A 16,982-nucleotide genomic window follows, 5' to 3' on the forward strand; every position below is an offset into this window, starting at 1 on the left:
TGAATGCCTGCGCTGATATGCTTCGGCGCGGCGATCCTGACCGGTTTCTGGCGGCGATGGCGGCGCCAGTGGCGGCGCGCCACGTGCTGTTCCCGATCTATGCCTTTAACCTTGAGGTGGCGCGTGCGCCCTGGGTCACGCAAGAGCCGATGATCGCCGAGATGCGCCTGCAATGGTGGCGCGACGCCTTGGGCGAAATCCGCGAGGGTGGCCTAGTGCGCCGACACGAGGTGGTCACGCCGCTGGCCCATGTGCTGGACGGCGCTTGCGCGGCGCGGCTGGAGGCCCTGATCGAGGCACGACGCTGGGATATCTACCGCGAGCCCTTCGCGGACCCCGCGGCGTTCGAGCGTTATATCAACGACACATCCGGCAGCCTGCTTGCGGTCACTGCGCTCGCCCTTGGGTCTGCGGACGAGGGGGTCTTGGCGGATGCGGGCTATGCGCTTGGGCTGGCCAATTGGTTGCGCGCAATCCCCGCGCTTGAGGCGGCGGGGCGCATTCCGCTGGTCGATGGGCGCCCCGAGGCGCTGCGTGCGCTTGCATCGGGCGGCTTGGCGCGGCTCAACCGGGCAAGGCGCGCGCGCCATAAGGTGTCACGGGCGGCGCGCCCTGCGCTTTTGCCGCTGTGGCAGGCCGGCCCGGTTCTGGCCCTCGCAGAACGTGCGCCAAATGCAGTGGCAGAGGGCGCGCTTGATATCGCGCCGGCGCGCAGCCGCCTGACGTTGATGCTGCGGGCAAGCAGCGGGCTTTGGTAGGCACTTCAAGCCGGCAATCAGGCGAGAATTTCGCGCACCTGTTGCAGGATCGGTGCCACCGCCGGGCTTTGTGGGCTGGTGCGGGTGATGACCAATAGGCCGACCATCATCCCCAGCAACACCTTGGCGGTATCGTCTGGTCGCAGACCGGGGGCAAGCCCGCCCTGTTTATCGGCCCGCTGCAGGCACTCTCGGAAGAAGCATTCGACCTGCCCAATGCTGGCCTCGACCAGAGCGGCGATCTCGGGGTCGTGGGGGGCAACCTCAAGCGTCGAGTTGACCATAAGGCAGCCGCCCGGCAGGTCTTCATTGCCGGTCTCAATTGCGCTAAAGGCGGCAAGGATCGCGGCCTTTGGATCGTTCATGTCGCGCAGCTGGTTGAGAAAGGCGACACGATAGACGGTATCGTAATGCTCAAGCGTGCTGATATAAAGGCTGCGTTTGTCCTTGAACCCGGCATAAAGGCTGCCTCGATTAAGGCCGGTCGCCTTGACCAGATCGGCCATCGAGGTGCCCTGATAGCCATGCTCCCAAAAGGCGCGCATGGCCGCATCAAGAACGTCGGCATCCTGATATGTTTTTTCCCAGGGCATTCAGGGCGTCCGTATCATGATGAAGTCAGGCAACCGATACGCGGGCCGCAGGCGCGCGGTGGTTGCGGGTGAACTTCCCCGGCACCCTGCAAAAGGGTGAGTAATGGGCCCTTCCACAAGGCGCCGGGTGTTCGTGGCGCGCCGGTGCTTGGAACCGGCGAACGCGTGATGGTCTTTCGTGAGTGGCAGCATAATATGCGCCTTTTCATATTGGTTCATTTAGAACGATTGGTCAAATAACATATCTGTGCACGCCATGTGATAGGGGGGGGGCAATCTTAGGGAGAAGACTTACTTTCGTTTCATGTTAGGGCGGAGTCCGGGACTGCCTGCCGATTCGGGATGATCAGAGATATAGCGCGCTTTTATGTCAAATGAAGTGCCCTTGCTTCCATCATGACTCCAGCCAGGGGGCATCACGCAATAGTTGAGCCGCTCGCGCCATGTCAGGCCGGGTTGCGTGACATCGCGGAAAATACCGACCCATTCGTGAAAGGCCACGCGGAGCGGGTTGAAGGTGCCAAGGTTATGGACAAGGCCGTAATCGACCTTTTCGCTGTCCAGCTCGGGCACGAAGGTACCGAATAGCTTGTCCCAGACGATGAACACCCCGGCATAATTGCAATCCAGATAACGCGGGTTGCGGCCATGGTGCACCCGGTGATGGCTTGGCGTGTTCATCACCGCCTCGAACCAGCGGGGCAGGCGGGTGATCGCTTCGGTGTGAATCCAGAACTGATAGATCAGGTTGAGACCGCCGACGAACAACACCATCCCCGGATGAAACCCCAACAGGATAAGCGGCGCGCGCATCACCATCATGAAGGTGAATGTGCCGGTCCATGTCTGGCGCAATGCGGTGGTGAGGTTGTAGTGCTGGCTTGAGTGGTGGTTCACATGGCTGGCCCAGACCCAACGAATGCGGTGACCAAAGCGATGCACCCAGTAATAGCGCAGATCATCCAGCACGAAACAAAGCGCAATCACCCACGCCGAGGTGCCAAGATCAAGCGGCGTGATCGCCCAGAGCACCATGAAAAACCCATAGGCGACAAAGCCAAGCACGATCCCGCTGGCGACATTGCCCGCCCCCATCAAAAGCGAGGTCAGCGCATCGCGCGTCTCATAGCGCCCGCCGCGTCCCTTGATCACGATCCAGAGAAGCTCTGCCAGAATGGCGGCGACGAAAAACGGCACCGCCCAATTCACCACATCGGGGAAAGTGATCATATCGCTCATGCGCTGTCCTTCATGTGGGAGGGCCATTGCGCGGCCTCGTCCGGGTCAAGCCGCAGGCGGATATGCGGCGCGGTGAAATCGGGCAGGTCGATGCGCAGGCCCTTGGCCGTGCGCCGGATGCGCGCCCCGCCGAGATAGCGCGCGGTGGTATCGGCGCCCATGGCCCAGACCACGCCCGACCCGGCCTCGGTCTCGATCAGCGCGGCTTGGCCATCATGGCTCAGGATCACGCGGGTGGGCGGCGCGTCAGGAAACTCGCGCAGCCAGACGGCCGAGGCCCGTGCCGAGCCCTCAAGGCGTGCGGGCCGCGACAGGCCAAGCAGATGCAGGATCACGGCAATACCGATGATGCCGCAGACAACCAATGGCAGCAGAACACTCAGGGGCATAAGCCACTCTTCCCATCTCTTCCCAGGTGAAAGTAGACAAATCCGGGCGCGATTTGTCAAAGGTCGCGTTGCGTCACTGGCCGCAACCGGCCCTCACGCCAGGCCAAAAGGCCGGCCCCGGATAGGATCACAATCGCCCCGATGACCGATATCGCATCAGGCCAGACACCAAAGATCAAACCGTCATAGAGACCCGCAAAAACCAGGGCGGTATAGAAAAAAGGCGCCACAAAGCTTGCATCGGCGCGTGCCATGGCATTGACGAAACAGGTCTGCGCGAGGGCCATCAGCACGCCGATCCCCGCAAGGGCGGCCCATTGCGGCGCGCTTGGCGCGCTCCAGACCCAGATCACCGCAAGCGTCGCGATGCCAAGCCCGATGGCGTTGTTGATCAGCAAGATCTGATAGGGCCCCTCGCGCCCCGACAGGCGTTTGATGAAGATGAGCTCGCCACCAAGGCAAACCGCCGATCCAAGCGCCAGAAGGACGCCGACCTCGATGGCGCCGGTGCCGGGCCGGGTCAGGATAACGACCCCCAAAAGCGCGATTGCAGCTGCTTTCCAACGGGTCGGGCCGACCCGCTCACCCAAAAGCGGGATTGCCAGCATCATGCCAAAGACCGGGTTGAGAAAGCTTATCGCGGTGGCATCCGAGAGCGGGATAAAGGCGGCAGCGGCAAACATGAGCGTCACCCCGCCCCAGCCAAGGCCCGAGCGTTTGGCATGCAATCCCAGATCGGGCCGTGTCCAGCGGGGGCGCATTATGGCCGTGACCGCGGATATCGCCAGAAGTGCGAATAAAAACCGCCCATGACTGATCTGAAGCGCATGCATCGGAGCCCCAAGCGCGCCGGTGCCAAGCGCCTTGGCCAAAAGCGTTGTGCCGGCCGCAAGCGCCGCCGCCAAAAGCGTCAGCAGGGCGGCGAAGGCCGGATTTTGAGCGCGCGGAGTAAACATTGACAGTCTTTGGCCCGCCCTGCGCGCCCTTGCAAGGGCGAAAACCGGGGCTGGTCCATCACCTTTGCATGCTGCGACAGGTCAAAAACGACCCCATGTCGGTGCGGGCAAAACATCGCCACCAGATTTGTGCAAAGCCAAAAGGCAAGACCCCTGAAAGACTGCTCATGCATCAACGCCGTATCCCCGAATGGCTCCGCCATGCGCCCGCGCCCTCGGTGCGCGGCTTTGCTGTGCTGGCAGGGGCCGAGGCGGTGGCGCGCGGCATCCTGATTTCGGTCTTTCCGCTTGAGATGTACAACGCCCTGCAGGACGCGGCACTTGTGTCAGAGGTCTACTTTCTGGTCGGTCTGTTGTCGCTTGGCGTCGGCCTGATGGTGCCTTTCATCGGCCGCTATATCGCGCGGCGCTGGATTTATGTGACCGGCACGCTGATGTTTGCCAGCGGGGCGCTTTTGGCAATCATCGGCAGTGGCGCGGCGATGATCGGGGCGCTTGCGCTGATCACTGCGGCGACGGTGACGACCTTTGTCTGTTTCAACGCCTATGTGCTTGATTACATCGTCAAGGCCGATCTCGGGCGCTGCGAAACCTCGCGGATGTTTTATAGCGCGCTTGGGTGGACCATCGGGCCGTTTCTGGGCGTCGTCCTGTTGGGCTGGTGGCGGCCCTTGCCGTTTTTGATTGCCGCCCTGGCCTCGGGGGTGATGCTTGGCGTGTTTCTCTACATGCGTCTTGGCAACGGGCGGCTGATCACCAAAAGCCGACGCCCGCCGCCCAATCCGCTGGCCTTCCTGCCACGCTTCTTTGCACAACGTCGCCTTGTTGCCGGATGGCTGTTCGCGGTAATCCGGTCAAGCGGCTGGTGGATCTACATTGTCTATCTGCCGATCTTTGCGGTTGAGCGCGGCCTTGGCGAACACATGGGCGGGATGATGCTGTCGATTTCCAACGGGATGCTGTTCCTGACGCCCTTCATGCTGGCCTGGATGCAGCGCCGCACCATTCGCCATGCGGTGCGCGCCGGGTTCCTTCTGGCGGGGGGGCTGTTCTTCCTCGGGGCGGCCCTCTCGGGCATGCCTTGGGTGACGGTCTGTGCGCTTGCCTCGGCCTCGTTCTTTTTGATCCTGCTCGATGTCTCGGGCGGCTTGCCGTTTCTGCTTGCGGTCAAACCCTCGGAGCGCACTGAGATGTCGGCGATCTATGCCAGTTACCGCGATGTTTCGGGCATTCTCACGCCGGGGATATCCTGGCTGGTGCTCCTGGTCGTGCCGATGCCGGGGATTTTCGCGGCGGGCGGGCTGGCGCTTTTGGGGGCCTGGGGGCTGGCGCGCAATCTGCATCCGCGTCTGGGGCGCGCACGGCTGACGATCGAGCCGGCGACCGGCGAGCAGGGGCACATCTCGGGCCTCGCGCACTAAGATTTTGCTTTGCACAGCCCCAGAAACCCGCTAAGCGCGTGTCCATGATCAAAAGCGCCACATATAGCCCGACCCGACGCCGACGCTCTTGCGCCTGAGCGTCCCGCACGTTTGATCCCTTGGCACTCTTGCTGTGCCTGACCTTACCGAACACTCCCAGAAACTCTCAAATCATTGACTTGGCCCCGGTGTTGCGGCACTCAAAGGGCTTCTTGTACAAGGAAAGCTGACATGATCCCGTCCGTTCTGCCCACCTATAACCGTGCGCCTCTGACCTTTGTCAAAGGCGAAGGCAGCTGGCTTATCGAGGCCGACGGGCGACGTTTTCTTGATCTCGGGGCCGGGATCGCGGTCAATGCCTTGGGTCATGCGCATCCCGATCTTGTCGCGGCCCTGACCGAGCAGGCCGGTGCGCTCTGGCACACCTCGAACCTTTACCATATCCCCAAGCAACAGGAACTGGCCGATAAACTAGTGGCGAATACCTTTGCCGATACGGTGTTCTTTACCAATTCCGGCACTGAATCCTGCGAGCTGGCGATCAAGATGGCGCGCAAGCACTTCTATGACGCGGGCCAACCCGAGCGCACCGATATCATCACCTTCGAGGGCTCGTTTCATGGCCGTTCTTCGGCGGGCATTGCGGCGGCCGGCTCTGAAAAGATGACCAAGGGCTTTGGCCCGCTTTTGCCCGGTTTCAAACATCTCGGCTGGGGCGATCATAATGCGCTTGATGCGGCGATTGACGACAAAACCGCCGCGATCCTGATCGAACCGGTGCAGGGCGAAGGCGGCATTCGCCCGCTGCCCGATCAATGCCTCAAGGGGCTGCGGGCGCTCTGTGACGAAAAAGGCATCCTGCTGATCCTCGACGAGGTGCAATGCGGCGTCGGGCGCACCGGGCGGCTGTTCGCGCATGAATGGGCGGGAGTAGCCCCCGATATCATGATGGTCGCCAAGGGCATCGGCGGCGGCTTTCCCCTCGGGGCGGTTCTGGCGACCGAGGCTGCGGCCTCTGGCATGACGGCAGGCACCCATGGCTCGACCTATGGCGGCAATCCCCTTGGATGCGCCGTGGGCTGCGCGGTGATGGATATCGTGACCGACCCCGCGTTCCTGGCCGAGGTGAACCGCAAGGCGGGCTTGATGCGCCAAAAGCTGGAAGGCCTCGTTGCCGCCCATCCGGCGGTGTTCGAGGCGGTGCGCGGCACTGGCCTGATGCTTGGCCTGAAGTGCAAGGCGTCCAATATTGACGTGGTCAATGCTGGCTACGGCGCGCTTGTCGTCACCGTGCCCGCCGCCGACAACGTGGTGCGCCTTTTGCCGCCTCTCACCCTCACCGACGACGACATCGCCGAGGCGATGAGCCGCCTTGAGCAGGCCGCACGCGCGGTTGAGGTCGCCTGATCTTTCACCGTTCCCGAAATACTCCGGGGGTGTGGGGGCTGGCCCCCACATGCCTCACCTGACAAAAAGCGATACCACCATGCAGCATTTCCTCGATATCCACAAAACCCCTGCCGACCACTTGCGCGCCATCATCGATCAGGCCCGCGATATGAAGGTCGCACGCGCCGGGCGTCCGCGCGGCATGCCCGACGATGATCAACCGCTCGCCGGGCGCATGGTCGCGCTGATCTTTGAAAAGCCCTCGACCCGCACAAGGGTCAGCTTTGACGTGGGCGTGCGCCAGATGGGCGGCCAGACAATGGTGCTTTCGGGGGCCGATATGCAACTTGGCCACGGCGAAACCATCGCCGACACGGCGCGCGTTCTGTCGCGCTACGTGGATCTGATCATGATCCGCACCTTTGACGAAAGCGTTCTTCTGGAAATGGCCGAATATGCCGATGTGCCGGTGATCAACGGCCTCACGGACCGCACCCACCCCTGTCAGATCATGGCCGATATTCTCACATTTGAGGAACACCGTGGCCCGATCAAGGGCAAGAAGGTGGTCTGGTCAGGAGACGGCAACAATGTCTGCGCGTCGCTTTTGCATGCGGCGGGTCAGTTCGGCTTTGACCTGACCTTCACCGGCCCGATGCAGCTTGACCCCGAGGGCGAATTCATCGGCCTCGCGCGCAAGGCTGGCAGCACCATCACCATCGAGCGTGACCCCCACAAGGCGGCCGAGGGCGCTGATCTTGTGGTGACCGATACCTGGGTGAGCATGCATGACAGCCAATCCACCAAGGAACGTCGTCACAACATGCTGCGCTCCTATCAGGTGAACGACAAGCTGATGGAAGTCGCCAAGCCCGATGCTCTTTTCATGCACTGCCTTCCTGCGCACCGAGAGGAAGAGGTGACATCGGCGGTGATGGACGGCCCGCATTCCGTGGTCTTTGACGAGGCCGAGAACCGTCTTCACGCTCAAAAGGCGGTTATGCGCTGGTGTCTTGGCGTCTGAGACGCTGCCCCCATCGGGACCCAGAATTTTCGCCGAAAATTCTGGGGACTGGCCGCGCTTGCAATTCTGGCACCAAGGCGTAGCGTAAAGCTCTAAGGTTAGCGCGGCAGGGGTGAGGCATGTCACAAGCACAGATCGGGGTTTACGGTCTTGGGACGATGGGCAGCGCCCTGGCGCTGAACATGGCCGAGCACGGGTTTGACGTGGCGGTCACCAACCGCGAATCCGATTGGATTGCGGCCTTTTTGGCTGAGGCGGGGGATTTGGCGGAGCGCCTGCACCCGCATGACAGGCTTGAAAGCTTCGTGTGCGGGCTCAAGACCCCGCGTGTCATCCTGTTCATGATCCCCTCCGGGGCGCCGATGGATGCAATGATCAAGGCAATAACCCCGCTCCTATCGCCGGGTGACACGGTGATTGACGGCGGGAATGCAAATTTCCACGATACCCGCCGACGCGCCGCCGAGCTTGGCGCGCGGGATCTGCATTTTGTTGGTCTCGGGGTCTCGGGGGGCGAACTTGGCGCGCGGACCGGCCCGTCGATGATGATGGGGGGATCCGATCATAGCTGGCAACAGTTGGGCCCGATCCTGCGGGAGATTGCCGCGCACTACGAGGGCGTGCCCTGCGTGGCGCATCTGGGGCCTGATGGGGCGGGGCATTTTGTAAAAACCGTCCACAACGGCATTGAATACGCCGATATGCAGGTGATCGCCGAGATTTACAGCCTGTTGCGCAATGGCGCCGCGATGCCCCCCAATGAGATCGGTGCGCTCTTCACCGCCTGGGACAGGGGGCCGTTGAAATCCTATCTGGTGGAAATCACCGGCAGGTTGCTTGGCTACACTGACCCTGAGACCGGGCACCCGATGGTCGATGTGATCAAGGATGCCGCCGGGCAAAAGGGCACCGGGCGCTGGACCGTCATCGAGGCGCTGCGGATGGGGCAATCGGCCAGCATGATCGAGGCCGCAGTGGGCGCGCGCGGCTGGTCTTCGGAAAAGGATACCCGGCAAACGGCTGAGAGTATCCTGGGCGGTTCCTTGGGCGCGTTTGATGGCACGCCCGATGTGCTTGCCGAGGCTTTCATGGCCGCGCGTATCCTGTGTTACGCGCAGGGATTTCGTATTCTGGCGGCGGCATCCGAGGAATATGACTGGGCTCTCGATTTTGCCGAAATCGCCCGGATCTGGCGGGCGGGTTGTATCATACGCTCGGCGTTACTGGATGATATCGCAGGCGCCTTTGGCGCTGATCCGCCGCATGGCCAGTTGATCCTTGCACCAGAGTTCGCCCAGACCCTTGCGCGCACCCTTCCGGCCCTGCGCCAAGTGGTGTGCAGCGCGGTGCACGGCGGGCATGCGGTGCCCGCACTTTCGGCGGGGTTGGCGTGGTATGACAGCATGCGCCTGGGCCACGGCAGCGCCAATATCATTCAGGCGCAGCGCGATGTCTTTGGATATCACGGCTTTGAGAGGCTTGGCCAGGAGGGCAAGCATCACGGCCCGTGGTGGGATTAGGCGCATGAGTATTTAGGGAACGATGAAAGCCTAGTCGCGGCTCAGGTAACGTTCCAGTACGATCAAGGGCATGGCCCCGCGCAGCATCATCTCGCCAAAGACATAAGACGGGGCAAGGTCAAGCCCGAGATCGCGTGCCAGATCGGCGTGGCTGTCCATATCAAGCAGGGTCACGCGCAGGTCATGGGTTTCGCTCAGGGTGCGAAGCCCTGCCTCGGCCTCGGCGCATTCGACACAGTCCTTGCGGGTGAAAAGCGCGATTTTCTGCTTTGCCTGGCTTGGGCCAAAACCGGGCAGAGCCGCGTCATACAGCCTCTGCGCGGCGCGGGCGAGGGCGCTGAGATCGGCGGCCATGTCATCGGCGTAGAGGTTGAGGGCGGCGGGTTGGTTCAGGCCACTGGTGCGCGCCATCACAGGTGTCAGAAAATCGGGGTTCTCAATCAGGGTGTCGCGGATCGCTTCGCCAAGCAAAGAGCGTGATTGCCGAATTGGCGCATCGGCCAGAGCCGTAAAAGGAAACAGCAGCCCCAGAAAAAGGGCTGCTGGAGGTTTCAGGCTGTACATGGTTAATTCGCGCGGATCTCGTTGGCGATCTCTTGCATGGCATCTTGCGGAAGGTAGCCGCGCAACATCTGATCCCCCATCACAAACGAGGGTGTGCCGCTGATGGCGAGGCGCTGACCCAGGGCGTGATTGTCGGCGATCACCTTGTCGACGGCGTCGCTGTTCATCTTGGAAATGATCTTGTTGGCATCAAGCCCGAGCGTGTCGGCGAGGCGGCCGAAGCCGGTGTCGTTCATCGCGCCGGTATAGGTCATCAGCGCGTCATGCACCGATTTATAGGCATCATCGCCCGCCACCTGAAGCGTGGCGATGGCAAAGCGCGAGGCGAGAACGGACTCGTCGCCCAAGATCGGGAACTCTTTGACAATAAAGCGGATATTGCCATCTTTCTCCAAAAGCCCCGCGACCTCGTCATGGGCGCGTCGGCAATAACTACAGCGGTAATCCATGAATTCGACCAGGGTGATGTCGCCCTCGGGATTGCCGCCAACCCAAGAGGCGGGATCGCTGAACAGGGCGTCGGCATTCACCTTGACCAGGTCGATACCGGCCTGGCTTTGTTGCTGGCTTTGGCGCTGTTCGAGAACGGCGACGGCCTCCATGATGATCTCGGGGTTGTCGAGGATATAGGCGCGGATTTCATCGCGCAGCAGGGCACGGTCGCCATCGGACATCGATTCAAGATCAAGCGCCTGCGCGGGCAGGCTCAGAGACAGGCAAAGACCTGCGGCACTCAGAAGGGGGCGTATCATGGGCATTCTCACTTATCTCCGTTTTTCAGCGTCTTGCGCGGCAGAGAGCACATCCTGTGCCCGTTGCCAAGCCGCTGACCCGCGCGGCAAAAGGTCTGTTGCGCGTTTGGCGTGTATCTTAGCATCTTTGAGCCGCCCGACCATGGCATAACGTTCCGCGGTCAAAACCGAGGCCATGCCGTTGTTGCCTTGCTTGGCATAGGTCACCGCCAGATCGCGCATCACGCGCGCATCACGGCCATCGCGGGCGCGGGATTTATCAAGGAACTGCTGCGCCTTGGCGAGCTGACCATCGGCCAGTAACGCGCGCCCGTAGGACCCAAGAATAAGCGGGTTGTTCGGGGCAAGGTTGGTGGCGCGGGCATAGGCGGCGACGGCGGGCTTGATCTGGCGGCTTTCCATCAGGATCTGCCCGCGCAGTTCATGCAGGTAGGGGTCTTTGGGGCGCAGCGCCACCGCGCCGTCGATGGCGGCCAAGGCGCGGCGCAGATCGGCCTGACGGTGATAGGCCACCGCCTGACGCATCAGTTTGACATCCTGAAAGCCGCTTTCGCCGGCGCGTGTCAGGGTCCATTTCGGCGAGCGCTGAAAGGCCGAAAGCTTGCCCTTGGCGCGGGCAAACCAATATGTCGCCTGAGGGTCAGGCGCGGGGGCGGCACCCTGTGCGCCGGCAAGTTGGCGCACCAGGCGATAGCGATCGCGCGACAGGGGGTGGGTGCGCGCATAGGCATCCTGTCGCGTGACGGAGAGCGCCTCTTGGCCGCGAAAGATGTCCATGACCTCGACGGAGCCGTTAAGATCGACGTCGGCACCCTTCATGAAACGCATGCCGCTCTGGTCGGCGGCGTTTTCCTCGGCGCGGGTATGCGAGAAAAAGCTGCGCATGGCGGCGCCCTGAAGGCCGGCGGCGGCACCGGCGGCGAATTCACCGTTTCCGGCAGCGGCGCCCGCGGCGATGGCCAGCGCAACCCCAAGACCGGCGGCGGTGCGCGCATTGCGGGCGTTGATGGGGCGGCGCATCAGGTGGCCATTGGCAATATGGGCGGCCTCATGGGCGATCACCGATTGCAGCATTGCCGGGGTCTTCATCCGCAGGATCAGCCCGGAATGAATGAACATGCTGTCTGCATCGACCACGAAGGCATTCAGGTTCGGATCATCAATCACCAGGATATCCACCCGGTTCGCGCTTAGCCCGGCGGCGCGCAGGATCGGGGTTGCCAACTCGCGCAGGGCATATTCGATATCGGGGTCGCGCAACAGGGTAATGGCGCGCGCAGGCGCGGCGATACCAAGCGTCAGGATCAGGGAAATCAGAAGAAATCGGAGAAGTTGCATTGACGGCACGGGCCTTTCCCAGTGAAACGAGGGATCAAACACGCACAGTCTAGGAGTAAAGCGATGCGGAACTCAACCCGGTCCCAGGTCGATGCCTTCATCGTGATGGATGTCATGGAGGCGGCGCGGCGCGCCGAGGCAGGCGGTCGCCATATCATCCATATGGAAGTCGGCCAGCCGGGCACCGCCGCGCCCGAAGGGGCGCGCCGCGCGCTTGCCCGCGCGATGGATGAAGACGCCATGGGATATACGGTGGCGCTTGGCCTGCCGGAGCTCAGGGCGCGCATCGCGCGACTTTATGGAGAGTGGTATGACGTTGACCTTTCGCCCGAGCGGGTGATCGTGACACCGGGCTCGTCTGGCGCGTTCATCCTTGCATTCACGGCGCTGTTTGATGCGGGTGACCGGGTGGGAATCGGCAGCCCCGGCTATCCGAGCTACCGCCAGATCCTGCGTGCGCTTGATCTTGTGCCGGTCGAGATCGAGACCGCGGCGGAAAACCGCCTGCAACCGGTTGCGGGCGATCTTGGCGGGCAGGAGCTGAGCGGTCTTTTGGTGGCGAGCCCGGCGAATCCCACCGGCACGATGCTGGATCGCGGGGCGATGTCCGATCTTATCGGGGCGGCGGGCGCGCAGGGCGCGCGCTTTATCAGCGACGAGATTTATCACGGTATCGAATATGAGGCCAAGGCGGTCAGCGCGCTTGAGATCACTGACGAGTGTTATGTGATCAATTCGTTTTCAAAGTATTTCAGCATGACCGGCTGGCGCGTTGGCTGGATGGTGGTGCCCGAGGATCATGTGCGCGTGATCGAACGGCTGGCGCAGAACCTGTTCATCTGTCCGCCGCATGCCAGCCAGGTGGCCGCGCTTGCGGCGATGGACTGTGGCGCGGAGCTTGAGGCGAATATGGCGGTTTATCGGGCCAATCGCGCGCTGATGCTTGAGGGATTGCCCAAGGCCGGGTTTGATCGGATCGCGCCGCCCGATGGGGCATTTTACGTCTATGCCGATGTTGGCCACCTGACCCATGACAGCCGCGCCTTTGCTGCCGAAATACTTGAAAAGGCCGGGGTTGCGGTGACGCCGGGACTTGATTTCGATCCGCTGCGCGGGGGCGGCACGATCCGGTTTTCCTATGCCCGTTCGACGGCGGATATCAAGGAGGGGCTTGGTCGGCTCGCGCGCTTCATGGCCGAGCGTGGCCAGCGGTGAAATGCCGGATTTGAGTATTTATGGAATGATGAAAGTTGGAAATGCCATGGTTTCGCCATGTTTCCCTCGGCAAACCGCCATATTCAAAAGGCAAAATCTTAAGGAATGATAACCAACCGAAGGTGGACCAAGCCATGCAAACGTTTAAAGAAGGCTATCGCGGGCTGAGTGTTCTGGTGAACGTCAATTTCGATCTGCTGCTTTACGTGACGACGCTTGCGCTTGCTTTCGTATGCGCCGGTTTCATGGGCAGCCTCTAAGTCACACCTGCGGTCATACCGCGCGCGGGGCCAACTCGCGTTTTGACAAGCCCAGACAGACGGGGTAGTGACTTCCCTAAATGGGAAGTCTGACTGGGTTTAAGCAATGAATCACTATGAAGTTGACCGCGCGGCACGCCTTAAGCTTTTTTCCTTGTTCAAGCCCGTGAAGGGCGCGATTTGTGCGGTCCTGCTTGTGTTTGCAGTGATGGCAGGCACGGGACAGGCCGAGGCGCAATCGTATCGGTTTTCTTCAGTCGCGGTTGAGGGCAATCAGCGCATCGAACCCTCGACGATTCTGTCCTATGCCGGGATCGCACGCAATGAGACCGTCTCGGCGGGCGAACTCAACGATGCCTATCAGAAAATTCTGGCCAGCGGCCTTTTTGAACGGGTCGAAGTGGAGCCGCAGGGCAATCGCCTTGTGATCCGCGTGACCGAATATCCCACGGTCAACCGCATTGCATTCGAGGGCAACAGAAAGCTCAAGGATGAAGACCTTGAAGGGTTCATCAAAAGCCGCGTGCGCCAGGTTTACAGCCCAACCCAGGCCGAGCGCGATGCCGCGACCCTGGCCGAGGCCTATGCCCAGAATGGCCGCGTTTCGGCCCGCGTCACCCCGAAAGTCATCCGTCGCAGCGACAACCGTGTCGATCTTGTCTTCGAGATTTTCGAGGGCGGCAAGATCGAGGTTCAGCGGATCGGCTTTGTCGGAAACCGGGCCTATTCGGACCGCCGCCTGCGCCGTGTGATCGAGAGCAAGCAAACCGGCCTTTTGCGCGCCTTGATCGAGCGCGACACCTTCGTCGAGGATCGTCTGCAGTTCGACAAACAGGTGCTGACCGACTTTTACAATTCGCGCGGCTATGTCGATTTCCGGGTTACCGGCACCAATGCCGAGCTGGCACGCGAGCGTGACGCCTATTTCGTGAGCTTCAACGTTCAGGAAGGTCAGCAGTTCCGCTTTGGCGAAATCACCACCGTCAGCGAGATGAACGGCGTCGAGGCCGAGCCTTATCATGACACGCTCAAGGTGCGCCCCGGTGTGGTCTATTCGCCGACACTGGTGGAAAATTCCATCGCCCGCATGGAACGTCTGGCAATCAAGAATGGCGTTGATTTCATGCGCGTAGAGCCGCGCATCACCCGCAATGACCGCGATTTGACGCTTGACGTCGAGTTTGTCCTGTCGCGTGGGCCGCGCATTTTTGTCGAGCGGATTGATATCGAGGGCAATACCACCACACTTGATCGCGTGATCCGACGCCAGTTTGACCCGGTGGAGGGCGACCCCTTCAACCCGCGCGCCATCCGTCAGGCCGCAGACCGCATTCGCGCGCTGCGCTTTTTCTCGGATGTGACGGTGAATGCGCGCGAAGGCTCGCGCCCGGATCAGGTTGTGATCGAGACCGATGTCGAGGAAACCACCACCGGCAGCGTGTCGGTTGGCGCAAGCTTTTCGACCAACAACGGCCTTGGCATTCAGCTTGGCTTTAGTGAGCGTAACTTTATTGGCCGTGGTCAGGCGCTGTCCGCACAGATTGCGGCAAGTGCCGATACCATCAACTATAACATTAGCTTTGTCGAGCCAGCCTTCCTTGGGCGCGATGTGGCCTTTGGCCTTGATTTTGCCCTTCAGGAAACCAGCGACGACAATAGTCTGTTTGACACCACAATCGGCCAGCTGCGCCCAAGCCTGACCTTCCCGGTGAGCGAAAACGGACGTCTTGGCGTGTTCTACAACGCCGCCTATGAGGATATGTCGAACTACAACGGCGTGTCCGGGATATTGCAATCCGAGGTCAATCAGCGCGATCTGTGGACAAGCGCCGTCGGGTACGAATTCTCATATGACACGCGGCGCACGGGCCTTAACCCGTCGGCCGGGGTTCTGTTGTCCTTTGGCCAGGAGTTTGCCGGGCTTGGCGGCGACAACGACTTTATCAAGACCACGGCGCGGCTTGTCGGCCAGACCACGATCATGAACGAAGATGTCACGCTCCGGGCTATCCTTGAGGGGGGCGCGATCGAATTCTCAAACGGTCAGAGCAGCCGCTTCCTCAACCGCTTCAACAACCAGATCATCCGCGGGTTTGAGCCCAACGGCATGGGGCCGGTCGAGGGCAACGAAGTTTTGGGTGGCGATTATTATGCGGCTCTGAAGTTTGAAGCGGAATTCCCTCTTGGTCTGCCGGATGAATATGGCATCACCGGCGGCGCGTTTTACGACATCGGTTCGATCTGGGGCATCAACACGCGCAATGCGACGGGTCCGGTTTCCTCGACCGGGTTTAGTGATCGCCACGTGATCGGTGTATCGGTCTTCTGGTCGTCGCCCTTCGGCCCGCTGCGGATGAACTTTTCCAATGCTCTCAAGAGTGAGCCGGGCGATTTCGAACAGACCTTTGACCTGACGGTCAAAACGGAATTCTGATCATGTGGCGGAGCCTTGCCCTTGCGGGGCTCCTGCTCGCGTTGCCGGTTGGTGGTGGCGTGCCTGTCGCGGCCCAGCCGACCGGCGTTGTGCAAAGCGATATCCTTGTCCTTGATCCAGAGCGTTTGATGAATGGAACGCTCTATGGTCAACGCCTTTTGGCCTCCATCCAGAGCGAGCGTGACCGGCTGGTTGCGCATAATCGTTCGGTCGAAGCCGAGCTTGAACGTGAAGAAAAATCGCTGACCGAGCGCCGCCCCAAGCTCTCTGCGGCAGAATTCCGCGATCTTGCCGATACCTTTGATCGCAAGGTCCAGCAGTTGCGCCAGGATAGCGAGCGCATGTCGCGCGACCTTGAGCGACAGCGCGAAATTGCCCCGGTTCAGTTCATGCGCATGATCGAGCCGGTTCTGGTCGATATCCTCTCGGATTCGGGCGGCGTAGTGATCATGGATGTGCGCGCGGTTTTGCTGCGCTCTGGCGTGGCGGACATCACCGACCTTGCCATCGAGCGGGTCAACGCGCAGATTGGAGAGGGTCCGCAGAACGGCCCGACCCGCAACGGGGTGATGCCGCCCAAGCCCGCAGGCGATTAGGCCGTCTTGCCCCCATTCTTCCCAGTTGCTAGGGAAGCGACCACATCGACGCAAAAAAGGACGATCCATGACCGAGCCGCTGAAATCCGCAGATATCCACCTGATCCAGCGGCTTATTCCGCATCGCTATCCGTTCCTTCTTGTGGACAAGGTGGTCGATATCGAAGGCTTTCAAAGCGCGCGCGGGATCAAGAATGTCACCATGAACGAGCCGCATTTCCAGGGGCATTTTCCGGGTAAGCCGATCATGCCGGGCGTCACGATCATCGAGGCAATGGCACAGACCGCCGCCGTCATGGTGGGCACCGCGCTTGGCATGGAAGACCGCAACATGCTGGTCTATTTCATGGCGATTGATAATTGCAAGTTCCGCCGCATGGTTGTTCCGGGCGACGTGCTTGAAATGAAGCTTCAGACGATGCGCGGCAAGCCCGGTGGCAAGGTCTGGAAATTCAGCGGCGTGGCAGAGGTCGAAGGCGAAATGGCGGCCGAGGCCGAATTCACCGCGATGATGGACCTTCCGAAAGAGTGAAC

The 16,982-nt window shown here is 61.3% G+C and carries 17 protein-coding genes; 10 read left to right on the forward strand and 7 right to left on the reverse strand.

Annotated features, from left to right (window positions below):
• Window positions 1-17: 17 nt before the first annotated feature.
• Complete coding sequence (locus tag ROG8370_RS00075) at window positions 18-758, forward strand: squalene/phytoene synthase family protein (RefSeq protein ID WP_085825255.1); 741 nt, start codon at window positions 18-20, stop codon at window positions 756-758.
• 17 nt (window positions 759-775) lie between these two features.
• Here the strand turns inward: ROG8370_RS00075 and ROG8370_RS00080 are convergent, their stop codons facing one another.
• The 4 genes from ROG8370_RS00080 to ROG8370_RS00095 form a co-directional block, all read right to left on the reverse strand.
• On the reverse strand, window positions 776-1,351 hold the full coding sequence (locus tag ROG8370_RS00080) for a TetR/AcrR family transcriptional regulator (protein WP_085825056.1): 576 nt from the start codon (window positions 1,349-1,351) through the stop codon (window positions 776-778).
• A gap of 291 nt (window positions 1,352-1,642) precedes the next feature.
• Window positions 1,643-2,590, reverse strand: a complete 948-nt coding sequence (locus tag ROG8370_RS00085) for a sterol desaturase family protein (RefSeq protein ID WP_085825057.1) — start codon at window positions 2,588-2,590, stop codon at window positions 1,643-1,645.
• Entirely contained in the window at window positions 2,587-2,979 is a 393-nt protein-coding gene (locus ROG8370_RS00090; RefSeq protein ID WP_085825058.1) for a hypothetical protein, read from the reverse strand. Before ROG8370_RS00090 ends, ROG8370_RS00085 begins: the two co-directional genes overlap by 4 nt.
• A gap of 56 nt (window positions 2,980-3,035) precedes the next feature.
• Window positions 3,036-3,935, reverse strand: a complete 900-nt coding sequence (locus ROG8370_RS00095; RefSeq protein WP_085825059.1) for a DMT family transporter — start codon at window positions 3,933-3,935, stop codon at window positions 3,036-3,038.
• Between the two features lie 167 nt (window positions 3,936-4,102).
• Between ROG8370_RS00095 and ROG8370_RS00100 the strand changes: the two genes are divergently transcribed.
• The 4 genes from ROG8370_RS00100 (at window position 4,103) to gnd (ending at window position 9,289) form a co-directional block, all read left to right on the forward strand.
• Window positions 4,103-5,356, forward strand: coding sequence for an MFS transporter (locus tag ROG8370_RS00100; protein ID WP_085825256.1), 1,254 nt, complete (start codon window positions 4,103-4,105; stop codon window positions 5,354-5,356).
• A gap of 231 nt (window positions 5,357-5,587) precedes the next feature.
• Entirely contained in the window at window positions 5,588-6,763 is a 1,176-nt protein-coding gene (locus ROG8370_RS00105) for an aspartate aminotransferase family protein (protein WP_085825060.1), read from the forward strand.
• A gap of 79 nt (window positions 6,764-6,842) precedes the next feature.
• The gene (argF, locus tag ROG8370_RS00110; RefSeq protein WP_085825061.1) at window positions 6,843-7,769 is read left to right on the forward strand and encodes an ornithine carbamoyltransferase; all 927 of its coding nucleotides are present in this window, start codon (window positions 6,843-6,845) and stop codon (window positions 7,767-7,769) included.
• 119 nt (window positions 7,770-7,888) lie between these two features.
• Window positions 7,889-9,289, forward strand: a complete 1,401-nt coding sequence (gene gnd / locus ROG8370_RS00115) for an NADP-dependent phosphogluconate dehydrogenase (RefSeq protein ID WP_085825062.1) — start codon at window positions 7,889-7,891, stop codon at window positions 9,287-9,289.
• A gap of 30 nt (window positions 9,290-9,319) precedes the next feature.
• Here the strand turns inward: gnd and ROG8370_RS00120 are convergent, their stop codons facing one another.
• From ROG8370_RS00120 to ROG8370_RS00130, 3 genes are read right to left on the reverse strand one after another with little or no spacing between them, the layout of a single operon-like run.
• On the reverse strand, window positions 9,320-9,853 hold the full coding sequence (locus ROG8370_RS00120; RefSeq protein ID WP_245827126.1) for a thioredoxin domain-containing protein: 534 nt from the start codon (window positions 9,851-9,853) through the stop codon (window positions 9,320-9,322).
• A gap of 2 nt (window positions 9,854-9,855) precedes the next feature.
• On the reverse strand, window positions 9,856-10,605 hold the full coding sequence (locus tag ROG8370_RS00125; protein ID WP_085825063.1) for a DsbA family protein: 750 nt from the start codon (window positions 10,603-10,605) through the stop codon (window positions 9,856-9,858).
• A 12-nt stretch (window positions 10,606-10,617) separates the two neighbouring features.
• Window positions 10,618-11,943: a M48 family metalloprotease gene (locus ROG8370_RS00130; protein WP_085825064.1), complete on the reverse strand. Its 1,326-nt coding sequence runs from the start codon at window positions 11,941-11,943 to the stop codon at window positions 10,618-10,620.
• 63 nt (window positions 11,944-12,006) lie between these two features.
• Between ROG8370_RS00130 and ROG8370_RS00135 the strand changes: the two genes are divergently transcribed.
• The 5 genes from ROG8370_RS00135 to fabZ all read left to right on the forward strand — a co-directional run bounded on the left by ROG8370_RS00135 (window position 12,007) and on the right by fabZ (window position 16,980).
• Window positions 12,007-13,158, forward strand: a complete 1,152-nt coding sequence (locus tag ROG8370_RS00135; RefSeq protein WP_085825065.1) for a pyridoxal phosphate-dependent aminotransferase — start codon at window positions 12,007-12,009, stop codon at window positions 13,156-13,158.
• 134 nt (window positions 13,159-13,292) lie between these two features.
• The gene (locus tag ROG8370_RS21215) at window positions 13,293-13,418 is read left to right on the forward strand and encodes a hypothetical protein (protein ID WP_281252679.1); all 126 of its coding nucleotides are present in this window, start codon (window positions 13,293-13,295) and stop codon (window positions 13,416-13,418) included.
• Window positions 13,419-13,524: 106 nt separating this feature from the next.
• Window positions 13,525-15,852, forward strand: a complete 2,328-nt coding sequence (bamA, locus tag ROG8370_RS00145; RefSeq protein WP_085825067.1) for an outer membrane protein assembly factor BamA — start codon at window positions 13,525-13,527, stop codon at window positions 15,850-15,852.
• Window positions 15,853-15,854: 2 nt separating this feature from the next.
• Window positions 15,855-16,448 (forward strand): OmpH/Skp family outer membrane protein, encoded by a 594-nt coding sequence (locus tag ROG8370_RS00150; protein WP_085825068.1) that lies wholly within the window; start codon window positions 15,855-15,857, stop codon window positions 16,446-16,448.
• A gap of 67 nt (window positions 16,449-16,515) precedes the next feature.
• Window positions 16,516-16,980 carry a 3-hydroxyacyl-ACP dehydratase FabZ gene (gene fabZ / locus ROG8370_RS00155; protein WP_085825069.1) on the forward strand — a complete coding sequence of 155 codons (465 nt, stop codon included), beginning with the start codon at window positions 16,516-16,518 and terminating at the stop codon, window positions 16,978-16,980.
• The last annotated feature ends 2 nt before the right edge of the window (window positions 16,981-16,982 follow it).

The organism is Roseovarius gaetbuli, from assembly GCF_900172365.1.
GTDB lineage: Bacteria > Pseudomonadota > Alphaproteobacteria > Rhodobacterales > Rhodobacteraceae > Roseovarius > Roseovarius gaetbuli.

What these genes read in the sequence shown, in the direction of transcription:
- ROG8370_RS00075 (WP_085825255.1), top strand. Translation starts at nt 18, where the DNA reads ATGCTTCGGCGCGGCGATCCTGACCGGTTTCTGGCGGCGATGGCGGCG.
- ROG8370_RS00080 (WP_085825056.1), bottom strand. Translation starts at nt 1,351, where the DNA reads ATGCCCTGGGAAAAAACATATCAGGATGCCGACGTTCTTGATGCGGCC.
- ROG8370_RS00085 (WP_085825057.1), bottom strand. Translation starts at nt 2,590, where the DNA reads ATGAGCGATATGATCACTTTCCCCGATGTGGTGAATTGGGCGGTGCCG.
- ROG8370_RS00090 (WP_085825058.1), bottom strand. Translation starts at nt 2,979, where the DNA reads ATGCCCCTGAGTGTTCTGCTGCCATTGGTTGTCTGCGGCATCATCGGT.
- ROG8370_RS00095 (WP_085825059.1), bottom strand. Translation starts at nt 3,935, where the DNA reads ATGTTTACTCCGCGCGCTCAAAATCCGGCCTTCGCCGCCCTGCTGACG.
- ROG8370_RS00100 (WP_085825256.1), top strand. Translation starts at nt 4,103, where the DNA reads ATGCATCAACGCCGTATCCCCGAATGGCTCCGCCATGCGCCCGCGCCC.
- ROG8370_RS00105 (WP_085825060.1), top strand. Translation starts at nt 5,588, where the DNA reads ATGATCCCGTCCGTTCTGCCCACCTATAACCGTGCGCCTCTGACCTTT.
- argF (WP_085825061.1), top strand. Translation starts at nt 6,843, where the DNA reads ATGCAGCATTTCCTCGATATCCACAAAACCCCTGCCGACCACTTGCGC.
- gnd (WP_085825062.1), top strand. Translation starts at nt 7,889, where the DNA reads ATGTCACAAGCACAGATCGGGGTTTACGGTCTTGGGACGATGGGCAGC.
- ROG8370_RS00120 (WP_245827126.1), bottom strand. Translation starts at nt 9,853, where the DNA reads ATGTACAGCCTGAAACCTCCAGCAGCCCTTTTTCTGGGGCTGCTGTTT.
- ROG8370_RS00125 (WP_085825063.1), bottom strand. Translation starts at nt 10,605, where the DNA reads ATGATACGCCCCCTTCTGAGTGCCGCAGGTCTTTGCCTGTCTCTGAGC.
- ROG8370_RS00130 (WP_085825064.1), bottom strand. Translation starts at nt 11,943, where the DNA reads ATGCAACTTCTCCGATTTCTTCTGATTTCCCTGATCCTGACGCTTGGT.
- ROG8370_RS00135 (WP_085825065.1), top strand. Translation starts at nt 12,007, where the DNA reads ATGCGGAACTCAACCCGGTCCCAGGTCGATGCCTTCATCGTGATGGAT.
- ROG8370_RS21215 (WP_281252679.1), top strand. Translation starts at nt 13,293, where the DNA reads ATGCAAACGTTTAAAGAAGGCTATCGCGGGCTGAGTGTTCTGGTGAAC.
- bamA (WP_085825067.1), top strand. Translation starts at nt 13,525, where the DNA reads ATGAATCACTATGAAGTTGACCGCGCGGCACGCCTTAAGCTTTTTTCC.
- ROG8370_RS00150 (WP_085825068.1), top strand. Translation starts at nt 15,855, where the DNA reads ATGTGGCGGAGCCTTGCCCTTGCGGGGCTCCTGCTCGCGTTGCCGGTT.
- fabZ (WP_085825069.1), top strand. Translation starts at nt 16,516, where the DNA reads ATGACCGAGCCGCTGAAATCCGCAGATATCCACCTGATCCAGCGGCTT.